Origin of the sequence: Streptomyces sp. NPDC101393 (assembly GCF_044767385.1) — a bacterium.
Lineage (GTDB): Bacteria > Actinomycetota > Actinomycetes > Streptomycetales > Streptomycetaceae > Streptomyces.
On the sequence record NZ_JBIWNU010000010.1, the window covers coordinates 160,934 to 175,279 of the forward strand.

The window sequence follows — 14,346 nt, forward strand, 5'->3', positions numbered from 1 at the left end:
CGTCTTCACCGCCGCCCGGCCCACGCCGCTCTTCGAGGACCTGCCCGAAGTCCAGCGGCTCAACGAGAACACCAGCCACGTCGCGGCCTCCGGAAGCGAGTTCGCCACCCGGCTCCTCGGGCTGGCCGCCGCCGAGCAGGACCGTCTTCTGCTGGATCTGGTCCGGACCGAGGCGGCCACCGCACTCGGCCACGCCTCACCCGATGTGCTCTCCGGACAACGCGCCTTCCGCGACGTCGGCTTCGACTCGCTGACCGCCGTCGACCTGCGCAACCGGATCGCCACCGTGACCGGGCTCGCGCTGCCGAGCACCATGGTCTTCGACTACCCCAACCCGCTCGCACTCGTCGCGTTCCTGCGCGAGTCCCTCGCCGGGTCCGCCACCGGCACCGCCGTCACCACCACGACCACCGCCGTTGCCGACGACGAGCCCATCGCCATCATCGGCATGAGCTGCCGCTACCCCGGAGGCATCGGCTCGCCGGAGGACCTGTGGCGCCTGGTCGCCGAGGGCGGCGACGCCACCGGCGAGTTCCCCACCGACCGCGGCTGGGACGCCGAGGGGCTCTACGACCCCGACCCCAACCGGACCGGACACACCTACTCGACCCGAGGCGGTTTCCTCCACGACGCCGCCGACTTCGACGCCTCCTTCTTCGGCATCTCGCCCCGCGAGGCCCTGGCCATGGACCCCCAGCAGCGTCTGCTGCTGGAGACCTCCTGGGAGGCCATGGAGCGCGCCGGGATCGACCCCGCCACCCTGCGCGGCAGCAGCACCGGCACGTTCATCGGCGCCAGCTACCAGGACTACGGAGCCTCTGGCGCGAGCCCGGAGGGCGCCGAGGGACATCTGATCACCGGCACCATCTCCAGCGTCCTGTCCGGCCGGCTCTCCTACACCTACGGCTTCGAGGGCCCGGCCGTCTCCCTCGACACCGCCTGCTCCTCGTCCCTGGTCGCCCTGCACCTGGCCTGCCAGTCCCTGCGCAACGGCGAGAGCTCCCTGGCCGTCGCGGGCGGCGTCAGCATCATGTCCACGCCCGGCGCGTTCGTCGGCTTCAGCCGGCAGCGCGCGATGGCTGCCGACGGCCGCTGCAAGGCGTACTCCGACCAGGCCGACGGCATGAGCCTGGCCGAGGGCGTCGGCCTCCTCCTCGTCGAGCGGCTCTCCGACGCGCGCCGCAACGGGCACCAGGTCCTGGCCGTCATCCGGGGCTCCGCGGTCAATCAGGACGGCGCCTCCAACGGACTGACCGCGCCCAACGGCCCGTCCCAGCAGCGCGTCATCCGCCAGGCCCTGGCCAACGCCAAGGTGGACCCGGACGGCATCGACGTCATCGACGGACACGGCACCGGCACCGCACTCGGCGACCCCATCGAGGCGCAGGCCCTGCTGGCCACCTACGGCCAGAGCCGCGACCCCGAACACCCGCTGCTGCTGGGCTCCGTCAAGTCCAACATCGGCCACACCCAGATGGCGTCCGGCGTCGCCAGCGTCATCAAGATGGTCATGGCCATGCGGCACGCCACCGCGCCGCGGAGCCTGCACATCGACCGGCCCTCCTCGCACGTCGACTGGAGCTCCGGCGCCATCCAACTGCTCACCGAGCCGCTCGTGTGGCCGAGCACCGGACACCCGCGCCGCGCGGGCGTCTCCTCCTTCGGACTCAGCGGCACCAACGTCCACACCATCCTCGAACAGGCCCCGGAGGACCGGTCCGAGGCCGACGAGGCGGGCCCCGCCACCGCACCGGCCCGCCCGGCCGACCCCCTGTCCGTGCCCCTGATCCTGTCCGGACGCACCGAAGCGGGCCTGCGCGCCCAGGCCGGACGGCTCCTGACCCACGTTGCCGACCACCCGCAACTCCCGCTCACCGACCTCGCCTTCTCCCTCGCCACCTCCCGGGCCGCCCTGGAGCACCGCGCGGCCGTCGTCACCGACGACCCCGACACCCTCACCCGCGCCCTGACGGCGCTGTGCGACGCCACCCCCGACGGCGGACTGCTCACCGGCCGCCCGGACGGCGGCGGGCTGGCCTTCCTCTTCACCGGCCAGGGCAGCCAGCGCCCCGGAATGGGCCGCGAACTCTACGACCGCCACCCGGTCTACGCCCAGGCACTGGACGCCGTCCTGGCCCGCTTCGACCTCGAACTCGACCGGCCGCTGCGGGAGATCCTCTTCGCCGACCCCGGCACCCCCGAGGCCGCGCTGCTGGACGACACCGGCTACACCCAGCCCGCCCTCTTCGCCCTCGAAGTGGCGCTGTTCCGCCTCGCCGAGTCCTGGGGCCTGCGCCCCGACTACGTCGCGGGCCACTCCATCGGCGAGTTCGCCGCCGCGCACGCCGCCGGAGTCCTCTCCCTGGAGGACGCCTGCACCCTCGTGGCCGCCCGCGGCCGGCTGATGGCCGCACTGCCCTCGGGCGGCGCCATGGCCTCCGTCCAGGCCACCGAGGAGGAGGTGGCCGCCGCGCTCACCCCGTACGAAGGACGGGCCTCGGTCGCCGCCGTCAACGCCCCGGCATCCCTGGTCGTCTCGGGCGACGAGGGCGCGGTCCTGGCCGTGGCGGCCCACTTCCAGGAGCTCGGACGCCGCACCAAGCGGCTGCGCGTCAGCCACGCCTTCCACTCGCCGCACATGGACCCGATGCTGGCGGACTTCGCCCGCGCCGTCGGCTCCGTCACCTGCCACGCACCCACCGTGCCGCTGGTGTCCACCGTCACCGGCGGACTCCTCACGCACGAAGAGCTCGACGCCCCGGACTACTGGACCGGACAGGTCCGCGGCACCGTCCGCTTCGCGGACGCCGTACGGTTCCTGACCGAGCACGGTGTGACGACCTTCTTCGAGCTCGGCCCGGACGCCGTACTCAGCGGCACGGTGCGCGAGAGCCTCGGTGAACATGCCGATGCCCATGCGGCCACCGCCATTCCGGCACTCCGCCGCGACCGGCCCGAGGCTTCCGCGCTCACCACGGCACTGGCCCGGCTGCACCTCCACGGAGTACGGGTCGACTGGGACACCGTGTTCGCGGACAGCGGCGCCCGCCGCGTCGACCTGCCCACCTATCCTTTCCAGCGCGAGCGCTTCTGGCCCGAGGCCGGCGACGCCGCCGCACCCGCGCACCCCGCCGACGCGGCGGACGCGGAGTTCTGGTCGGCCGTCGAGCGCGCGGACCTGCAGTCCCTGGGTTCCTCGCTGGACCTGGACGACGACACGCTCACCGCCGTGGTGCCCGCCCTCTCCTCCTGGCGGCGCAAGAGCCGGGAGCGTTCCACCGTCGACGGCTGGCGCTACCGCGCCACCTGGAAGTCCCTCACCGGCACGGCCGGTGGCGGGCACCCGGCCGGGACCTGGCTGGTGCTCGCACCGGCCGACGGCGAGCAGGCCTGGCTCGACTCCGTCGCCGGCGCCCTGGGAACCGACTCCGTACGGGTCGAGGTCACCACCCCGCAGCGCCGGGACCTGAGCGAGCGATTGAGCGAAACAGCCGCCGAACACGGCGAGTTCGCCGGGGTCCTGTCCCTGCTGGCAACGGCCGGTGAAGGCACCGATGACGCCACGACCGCGGGCCTGCTGCTGACGGCGACCGCCGTCCAGGCCCTGGGAGACGCGGGCATCGAGGCCCCGCTGTGGTGCGTGACGCGCACCGCCGTGGCCGTGGACCGCGCCGAACACCCGGCCCGGCCCGCCCAGTCCGCCGTCTGGGGCCTGGGCAGAGTGGCCGCACTGGAGCACCCGGAGCGCTGGGGCGGCCTCATCGACCTCCCCGACGACCTCGACGGCACCGCCCTGCGCCGCCTCGCCGCCGTCCTCGCCGACAGCGGTGACGAGGACCAGCTCGCCGTACGCACCACCGCGACCTTCGTCCGCCGCCTGGCACACCACCGGGCCGCACCGGTCCCCGAGCCGGCTGCGTCCCCCGAGTTCCGCCCCACCGGCACCGTGCTCGTCACCGGCGGCACCGGCGCCCTCGGCGGCCACGTCGCCCGATGGCTGGCCGAAGCGGGCGCCCAGCACCTGCTGCTGGTCAGTCGCCGGGGCGCCGACGCCCCCGGCGCCGGTGAACTGGCCGCGCAGATCGAGGACGCGGGCGCACGGGTCACCATCGCGGCGTGCGACACGGCCGACCGTGACGCGCTCCACGCCGTACTGGCCTCGATCCCCGACGAGCACCCGCTCACCGCGGTGTTCCACACCGCCGGCACCGTCGACGACGGCACCCTGGACACCCTCACTCCCGAACAGTTCGCCTCCGTACTGCGGGCCAAGGTCACCGCCACCCTCAACCTGCACGAGGCGACCCGCGGCCAGGACCTGACCGCCTTCGTGCTCTTCTCCTCCGTCGCCGGAACCCTCGGCGCACCCGGACAGGGCAACTACGCCGCCGCCAACGCCTTCCTGGACGCCTTCGCCGAACACCGCAGCGCCCACGGCCTGCCCGCGACCTCGCTGGCCTGGGGCCCCTGGGCCGAGACCGGAATGGCGGCCGACGGCACCGGCATCCAGGACCGCGTCCGCCGCGGCGGCTTCACCCCCATGGCACCCCGACTCGCCCTCACCGCCCTGCGGCAGGCGATCGAGCAGGACGCCACGACGCTGACCTTCGCGGACATCGACTGGCAGCGATACGCGGACGCGTTCGCCGTCACGCGCCCCAGCCCCTTCATCGGCGACCTGCCCGAACTGCACCGGGCCACGCAGCCCTCCGGGACACCGGAAGCCGCCCTGCGGGAACCGGCCCTGCGCCGGAACCTCGCCGGACTCTCCCCGGCCGCGCGCCCGCGCTTCGTCCTGGATCTGGTACGCACCCAGGTGGCGGCGGTCCTCGGGCACACCGGCACCACGGCCATCGGTGCCGAACACGCCTTCAGCGACCTCGGCTTCGACTCACTGACCACCGTCGAACTGCGGAACATCCTCATGGCCGCCACCGGCCTGAAACTGCCCGCGACCCTCGTCTACGACTACCCGACCCCGACCGCCCTCGCCGAGTTCCTGCTCGCCGAACTCCTGGGCAGCCTGCCCGAGTCCGGCACCGGCACCCCGGCCCTCACCGGCCGCGCCGCGGACGACGACCCCATCGCCATCGTCGGCCTGAACTGCCGCTTCCCCGGCGGCGTACGGTCCCCCGAGGACCTCTGGCAGCTGCTGAGCCGTGGCGAGGACGCGATCGGCGGGTTCCCCGCGGACCGCGGCTGGGACCTCGACGCCCTCGCCCGCGGCGCCTCCGCCACCCTCGAAGGCGGATTCCTCGACGGCGTCGGCCTCTTCGATGCCCCCTTCTTCGGCATCGCGCCCCGCGAGGCGCTGGCCATGGACCCCCAGCAGCGGCTGCTGCTGGAGACCTCCTGGGAGGCGTTCGAGCGGGCCGGTATCGACGCGACCACCCTGCGCGGCAGCCGCACCGGCGTCTTCGTCGGCACCAACGGCCAGGACTACGCCACGCTCCTGCGCCAGGGCACCGGCACCGCCGACGTGCGCGGCCACGTCGCCACCGGCAACACCGCCAGCGTCATGTCCGGCCGCCTCTCCTACGCCTTCGGCCTGGAGGGACCGGCCGTCACCGTCGACACCGCCTGCTCCTCCGCCCTGGTCGCCCTGCACATGGCTGCGAACGCCCTGCGCAACGGCGAGTGCACCCTCGCACTGGCCGGCGGCGTCTCGGTCATGTCCAGCCCCGACTCCTTCACGGAGTTCACGGTCCAGGGCGGGCTGGCCCCCGACGGGCGGTGCAAGCCGTTCGCCGACGCGGCCGACGGGACGAGCTGGTCCGAGGGTGTGGGCGTCCTCCTTCTCGAACGCCTCTCCGACGCGCGCCGCAACGGTCACGACGTATGGGGCATCGTGCGCGGCACCGCCGTCAACCAGGACGGCGCGTCCAACGGACTGACCGCGCCCAGCGGACGGGCCCAGCAGCGCGCCATCCGCCAGGCCCTCGCCGACGCCGACCTCGCCCCCGCCGACGTCGATGTCGTCGAGGCCCACGGCACCGGCACCACCCTCGGCGACCCCATCGAGGCACACGCCCTCATCTCCGCCTACGGACAGGACCGGCAGCGCCCGCTGCTGCTCGGCGCAATCAAGTCCAACCTGGGCCACACCCAGGCCGCCGCCGGTGTCGCCGGCACCATCAAGGTGCTCCTGGCGATGCGCCACGGCGTCCTGCCCGAGACCCTTCATCTCAACTCCCCGTCCTCGCACGTCGACTGGACGGACGGCACGGTCTCGCTCATCACCGAGCAGCAGACCTGGCCCGAGACCGGGCACGCCCGGCGGGCCGGCGTCTCCGCCTTCGGTGTCAGCGGCACCAACGCGCACGTCATCATCGAGCAGGCGCCGGACGCCGAGGAGCCCGTGGCACCGGAGCCCACCACGGTGCCGGGCATCGTGCCCTGGCCGGTGTCGGGCAAGTCCGAGGCCGCACTGGCGGCACAGATCGAGCAGGTCTCGGCGCTGACCGGCCCGTCACCGGTCGACGTGGGCCACTCCCTCGCCACCGGCAGGGCGGCGTTCGCCCACCGCGCGGTCCTCGCGGCTGACGGCGAGGGCGTACGGGAACTCGCACGCGGCGTCGCTCAGGAGGCCGACGGAAAACTCGCGGTGTTGTTCTCGGGGCAGGGTGCGCAGCGGGTGGGGATGGGTCGGGAGTTGTATGGCCGGTTCCCGGTGTTCGCCGAGGCGTTGGATGCGGTGCTTGGGCACTTCGATGCCGGGTTGCGGGATGTGATCTTCGGCGATGCGGATGCGGGGGGTCTGGACGAGACGGGGTTCACTCAGCCGGCGTTGTTCGCTGTCGAGGTGGCGTTGTTCCGGTTGGTGGAGTCTTTGGGTGTGCGTCCGGACTTTGTGGCGGGGCACTCGATCGGTGAGGTTGCTGCGGCGTATGTGGCCGGGGTGTTCTCGCTGGAGGATGCGTGCATGCTGGTGGCGGCTCGGGCTCGGCTGATGCAGGCCCTGCCTGCGGGCGGCGCGATGGTGGCTGTTCAGGCCGGTGAGGCCGAGGTGGCGGGGCGGCTGGTCGACGGGGTGTCGATCGCTGCGGTCAACGGCCCCGAGGCGGTCGTGATCGCCGGGGTTGAGCCCGAAGTGCTGCGTATCGCGGAGGAGTTGGCGGTCGAGGGGCGTAAGACGCAGCGGCTGTCGGTGAGCCACGCGTTCCATTCGCCGTTGATGGAGCCGATGCTGGAGGACTTCCGGCGGGTGGCCGAGGGGTTGTCGTTCGAGGCTCCGCAGGTCCCCATCGTGTCCAACGTGACCGGGAAGGTGGCCGCCGAGGAGCTGGTGTGTTCGCCCGGTTATTGGGTGCGGCATGTGCGGGAGACGGTGCGGTTCGCGGACGGTGTGCGGGCGCTGGAGGCCGAAGGTGCTTCGGTCTTCCTGGAGTTGGGTCCCGATGGCGTGCTGACGGCGATGGCGCAGCACATCTTGGAGGGTGCCGCGACGGCCGTTCCTGCCTTGCGCAAGGACCGGCCCGAGGAGACCGCTCTGCTGACCGCGCTCGCCCACCTGCATGTCGCGGGCATCGGGGTGGACTGGAGCGCATGGTTCGCCGGCGCCGGCGCCCGACGCGTCGACCTGCCCACCTACCCCTTCCAGCAGGAGTGGTACTGGCCGGAGGCGGCGCCCGCGGGACACCCGCAGGACGGCCCGCAGGATCCCGTGGATGCGGAGTTCTGGGACGCGGTGGAGCGCGAGGACCTCTCGTCGCTCTCGGACAGCCTCGAACTGGACGGTGCCGCACTGTCGGCCCTCGTCCCCGCCCTGTCCGCCTGGCGCCGCAAGCGCGTCGAGCGCTCGACCGTCGACGGCTGGCGCTACCACGTCACCTTCAAGCCGCTGGCCGGCACCGCGCCCGGCACCCTCGCCGGACCGTGGCTGGTGCTCGTACCGACGGACGGTGCCGACGACGAATGGACCGCTGCCGTAGTCGCGGCCCTCGGCGAGTCCGCCGTCACCGTCGAAGCCGACCCGACCGACCGTGCCGCGCTCACCGGACAGCTCGCCGAACTCGGCGCCCAGCAAGCTGAGTTCACGGGAGTGGTCTCCCTGCTCGCGGCCCCGTATGCCGACGCCCTCCCCGCCGGACCGGCATGGCCGGACGAGGCGGTAGCGGCACTGGCGGAGGCCGGAATCGACGCCCCGCTGTGGTGCGTCACCCGCGACGCGGTGTCGGTGGGCCGCTCGGAGACCGAAGTCAGCGTCGCCCAGGCGGCGGTGTGGGGGCTCGGCAGGGTCATGGCCCTGGACCACCCGGACCGCTGGGGCGGCCTGGTCGACGTGCCGCAGGTGCTCGGCCGGCGCTCGGCCGAGAGGCTCTGCGCCATACTGTCCGGCACCGGCGAGGACCAGGTGGCACTGCGGCCCTCCGGCGTCTTCGGGCGACGGCTGGTGCGCGCCACGGACGACACCGCCGTGACCCCGTGGCGGCCGACCGGCACGGTCCTCATCGTCGGCCCGGCCTCCGGAACCGGCGGACACTGCGCACGCTGGCTCGCCGAACAGGGCGCCCGGCACCTGGTGCTCGCCGACCCCACCGCACCGGACACCGCACGGCTGCGTGACGAACTCAACCCCCTGGGCGTGCCGTTGACGGTGCTCGACTGCGCACCGACCGACGGCGAGGCGCTGCTGACCGCGCTCGCCGCGCTCCCGGCGCAGGAGCCTCTGACCGCCGTGGTCTTCACGGACGGGCCGTCCGACGCCGACGGAACCCACACTGCCTTGGCCGCGCTGCGCGCCGATGTGGAGAGCCTGGCGGCTGTGGCCGAGGTGGCGGCCGTCGACCGTCCCCTCGACGCGTTCGTCCTCTTCTCCTCGATCGCCGGAACCTGGGGGGCCGGAGGCCGGGGCACCGAGGCGGCGGCCGGAGCGCAACTCGAAGCCCTGGCACGCACGTTGCGTACCCGCGGACTGCCGGCCACGGCGGTCTCGTGGGGCGGCTGGGCGGATACCGTCACCGACGGTCTGGCCGCCCACCTGAGGGCCAATGGGCTGCCCGCGATGGACCCCGCGCGGGCCCTGACCGCGCTCGCCCGCTCCCTCGGCACCGACACCCCCGCGGTGACGGTCGCCGACGTACGGTGGGACCGCTTCGCACCTGCCTTCACCCGCAACCGGCCGCAGGCCCTTTTCGCGGAACTGCCCGATGCCCGCGTGGTGTTGGCCGACCCGGATGACATCGCGCCGGGCGCGGCGGGTAGTGCGACAGGCCTGCGGGCCGAACTCGCCACCCGCTCGGAAGCGGAGCGCACCGAGTTCGTACTGGCCCTGGTCCGTGCCCAGGTGGCCGCGGTGCTCGGGTTCGCGGACGCCGACGCCGTACCCTCCGGCCAGGCGTTCAAGGATCTCGGCTTCGACTCGCTGACCGCGGTCGACCTGCGCAACCAGCTCGGCACCGCGACGGGCCTGGCCCTGCCGGCCACCCTTGTCTTCGACCACCCCACGGCCGACGCGCTCGCCGACCACCTGCGGGCCGAACTCCTGGGCGAGGACGCCGAGGAACTCCCCGCGGCGGCGTGGGCGAAGGGCGCCGGCGCCGCCGAGGACCCGGTCGTCATCGTCGGCATGAGCTGCCGCTACCCCGGCGGGATCCGCTCGCCCGAGGACCTGTGGCAGCTGGTCATGGGCGAGACGGACGCCATCGGCGGCTTCCCCACGGACCGCGGCTGGGACCTGGACCGGCTGCTGCACGGCGACCGGGACGGCGGCGGCCGGACCGTCGCCAGGGAAGGCGGATTCCTCTACGACGTGGCGGACTTCGACCCCGGATTCTTCGGGATCTCGCCGCGCGAGGCGATGGTGATGGACCCGCAGCAGCGCATCCTCCTGGAAACCTCCTGGGAGGCGCTGGAGCGCACCGGCATCGACCCGGCCGGGCTGCGCGGCGGTGACACGGGTGTGTTCATCGGTGGCGGCTCGGGCGACTACCGACCCGAAGCGGGCCAGCTGGGCCACGCCCAGACCGCGCAGTCGGCGAGCCTGCTCTCCGGGCGGGTGGCCTACCACTTCGGCCTGGAAGGCCCTACCGTCAGCGTCGACACGGCCTGCTCGTCATCGCTCGTGGCCCTCCACCTGGCCGCCCAGGCACTGCGCAACGGCGAGTGCTCCATCGCTCTGACCGGCGGCGTGACGGTGATGTCCAGCCCGGTGAACTTCGTCGAGTTCGGAGAGATGGGCGCCCTCGCGCCCGATGGGCGCTGCCGGGCCTTCGCCGACTCCGCGGGCGGTACCGGCTGGTCCGAAGGCGTCGGCGTCCTGGTCCTGGAGCGGCTCTCGGACGCCCGCCGCAACGGGCACGAGATCCTCGCCGTCCTGCGCGGCTCGGCCGTCAACCAGGACGGCGCCAGCAACGGCATCACCGCGCCCAACGGCCCCTCGCAGCGCCGTGTCATCCAGCGCGCGCTGGCCAACGCGGGGCTGGCGCCGGCCGACGTGGACGCGGTGGAGGCGCACGGCACGGGCACCACCCTGGGGGACCCCATCGAGGCGCAGGCACTGCTGGCCACGTACGGACAAAACCGCGAACGCCCCCTGATGCTGGGGTCGTTGAAGTCCAATATCGGCCACACCCAGGCAGCCGCCGGTGTCGCCGGCGTGATCAAGATGGTGCAGGCCATGCGCCACGGCATGCTGCCCAGGACCCTGCACGTCGACGAGCCCTCGGCTCATGTCGACTGGAGTGCCGGCGCGGTCGAGCTGCTGACGGACGCGGCCGACTGGCAGCGGCCGGGACGGCCCCGGCGGGCCGGCATCTCCGCCTTCGGCGCCAGCGGTACCAACTCCCATGTGATCATCGAGCAGTTCGAGCAGCCCGATCCGTCTGCCGGAACCGCACCCACGGGGGAGTTCCACGGCCTGCTGCCGGTGCCCGTATCGGCGGCCGCGCCGGAAGCTCTGCAGGCCCAGGCCCGGCAGCTGCACGCCTACGTGGCCGCCCGGCCCGAACTCACCACCGCCGGGCTCGCCCGGTCGCTGGGCACCACCCGCTCGGTCTTCGCGCACCGCGCCGCCGTCCTCGCCGGCGACCGCGACGACCTGCTCGGCGCCCTGGCCGCGCTCGCTGACGGCCGCATCTCGCCGCAGGTCGTACAGGCAGCGGCAGCGGCCCGCCGTGGCAAACTCGCGGTGCTGTTCTCCGGCCAGGGCACACAGCGCCTGGGCATGGGGCGGGAGCTGTACACCCGCTTCCCGGCGTTCGCCGAGGCATTCGACGCGGTGACCGCGCACCTGGACGCCGACCTGGAACGCCCTCTGCGGGACGTCATGTTCGACGACGCGGAGCGGCTCAACGAGACCGGCTTCACCCAGCCCGCGCTGTTCGCCATCGAGGTCGCACTGTTCCGCCTGGTCGAGTCCTGGGGCATCCGCCCGGACTTCGCCGCCGGGCACTCGATCGGTGAGATCGCGGCAGCACACGTGGCCGGGGTCTTCTCCCTGCAGGACGCCTGCAAGGTCGTGGCCGCACGGGCCCGGCTGATGAACGCTCTGCCGGCCGGCGGCGCCATGGTCGCCGTCCAGGCCACCGAGGAGGAGGCGACGGCGCTGCTGACCGAGGGAGTGTCGATCGCCGCCGTCAACGGGCCGCGGTCAACGGTCCTCTCCGGCGACGAGACCGCCGTCCTGGGCATTGCGGGGAAGTTCACCGCCGACGGGCGCAAAACTAGGCGTTTGCGGGTCAGCCATGCGTTTCACTCCCTGCACATGGACGCCATTCTTGAGGACTTCCGACGGGTCACCCGGAGCGTGGACTACCACGCCCCGCAGATCCCGCTCGTGTCCAATGTGACCGGCGAGGCAGCGACCGAAGCGCAGGTGTGCTCCCCGGACTACTGGGTGCGCCACGTCCGCGAAGCCGTCCGTTTCGGCGACGGTGTCCGCACCCTCACCGAGCGCGGGGTGACCGCCTTCCTGGAGCTCGGCCCCGACGGCGCGCTGTGCGCCATGGCCCAGGAGACCCTGGACACCCTGCCCTCGCCGGCGGTCACCGTGCCCGCGCTGCGCGGTGACCGCGGCGAACAGGAGGCCGTGGTCACCGCCCTCGCCCGGCTGTACGTCGACGGAGCCGGCCCGGACTGGGACGCCCTGCTCGCAGAGGCAGCCGGCGAGCCCCGCCGCACCGACCTGCCCACCTACCCCTTCCAGCACCAGCGGTACTGGCCGGCCAACCAGCCGGCCACCGACCCCGCCGCACCGGGCGGCGAGGACGACGGCTTCTGGTCGGCGGTACGCGAGGCCGACTTCGCCTCCCTGGAGACGACACTGCATGTCGATGGCGACGCACTGGCCAAGGTGCTGCCCGCGCTCGCGGACTGGCGTCGCAGGCGTGGCGAGGAGAGCACCGTCGACGGCTGGCGGCAGCAGATCACCTGGCAGCCGCTGACCGCGCAGCCCGCCCGCACCCCGGCAGGTACCTGGCTCGCCGTACTCCCGGCCGGATACACCGACGACCCCTGGGCCGCCGACGCCGTCGCCGCCCTGGGCCCGGACACCTTACGGCTGGAAGCGCCCGGCCCCGACCGCGCGGCGCTGGCCGCACGGCTGCACCAACTGGCGGCCGACGGGCACGAGTTCACCGGAGTGGTGTCCCTGCTCGCCCTTGCCACCGCACCCGGACACGGTGCGGAGGCGCCCGAGGGACTGGCTCTGACCGCAGCCCTGATCCAGGCGCTCGGCGACGCGGACGTCGCCGCACCCCTGTGGTGCGTCACCCGCGGTGCGGTCGCCGCCGCGCCCTCCGAGCCGGTACCCGGGCTCGCCCAGGCCGCGGTATGGGGCCTGGGACGGGTCGCCGCCCTGGAACACCCGCAGCGCTGGGGAGGTCTGATCGACCTGCCCGACACCCTCGACGAGCGGTCCACGGCCCGCTTCGCCGAAACCCTCGCGGCCCCCGGCGGCGAGGACCAGATCGCCATCCGGCCCGCGGCCGCCCTCGGCCGCCGGCTGGTCCCCGTCCCGGCCGGGCGCGGCACACAGGAGTGGAACCCCACCGGCACCGTCCTGATCACCGGCGGCACCGGAGCGCTGGGCGCCCACGTCGCCCGTCGCCTCGCCGAGGCGGGCGCCCGGCACCTGCTGCTCCTCAGCCGCCGAGGCGCCGAAGCCCCCGGCGCGGACGGACTGCGGGCCGAACTCACCGCCCTGGGCGCCGAGGTCACCCTCACCGCCTGTGACGTCGCCGACCGCGACGCGCTCGGCGAGGCCCTCGCCGCGATTCCCGACGGAGCACCACTGACCGGCGTGATCCACACGGCGGGTGTCCTGGACGACGGAGTTCTCGACAGCCTCACCCCGGACCGCTTCGAGGCCGTCTTCCGCGCCAAGGCCGCCTCGGCCCTGGCCCTGCACGACCTCACCCGGGACCTGGACCTGGCCGTGTTCGCCCTGTTCTCCTCGTCCTCCGGAGTGGTCGGCAACGCCGGCCAGGCCAACTACGCCGCCGCCAATGCCGTCCTGGACGCCCTCGCCGAACAGCGCCGGGCCCAGGGCCTGGCAGCGACCTCGATCGCCTGGGGCGTGTGGGGCGGCGGCGGAATGGCCGACGGCCACCGGGCGGCCGACGTGGCCCAGCGCATCGGAATCCGCCCGCTGGACCCGGACCTCGCCGTCGTCGCGCTGCGCCGGGCCGTCCTGGACGGGCGGCCCACCGAGGTCGTCGCCGACATCGAACGCGACCGGTTCGTCCGCTCCTTCACCGCCGTACGGCCCAGCCCGCTCCTCGGCGAGCCGGCCGTCGCCGAGCACGAGGCGGCGGACAGCGGCGGGAATACCGGCGACGCGCTGCGCGAGCAGCTGACGGGCCTGCCGCCCGCCAAGCGCTCCGACGCCGTACTGGACCTGGTCCGCACCCGGGCCGCGGCCGTACTGGGACACCCCACGGCCGACGCGGTAGCCGCCGACCGGGCGTTCCGCGACCTCGGCTTCGACTCCCTCAGCGCCGTCGAACTACGCAACCAGCTGGGCGCCGCGACCGGGCTGAGCCTGACCGCCACGCTCGTCTTCGACCATCCCCACCCCGCCGACCTGGCGCACCACATCCTGAGCCTGCTCGTCCCCGACGAGGGACCGGGGCAGGGGGCCGGCGACGCCGACCTGGACTCCTCCGGCATCAGGGCCCTGCTCGCCTCCGTCCCCATGAGCCGACTGCGGGAAATCGGCGTACTCGAACCCCTGATGAAGCTCGCCGCCGAGCAGAGCGCGGCGTCCAACGGCGAGGCCGCCGCCACCACGGCGGCAGACGCCTTCGACGACTCGATCGACGCGATGGACGTCGCCGACCTGGTGCAGGCGGCACTCGACGGCAATTCCTCCCAAGAGCGCTGAAAGAGCGGACCATGACCACATCC

At 73.6% G+C, this 14,346-nt stretch carries 1 protein-coding gene (running past one end of the window); it reads left to right on the forward strand.

Annotated features, from left to right (window positions below):
- Nucleotides 1-14,323, forward strand: the 3' portion of a protein-coding gene (locus ACIRQ7_RS29975; RefSeq protein ID WP_404265755.1) for a type I polyketide synthase. The gene continues 14,171 nt to the left of window position 1, outside the view; the window shows 14,323 of its 28,494 coding nt (coding positions 14,172-28,494); the start codon falls outside the window, past its left edge; it ends in the stop codon at nucleotides 14,321-14,323.
- Nucleotides 14,324-14,346: the final 23 nt, after the last annotated feature.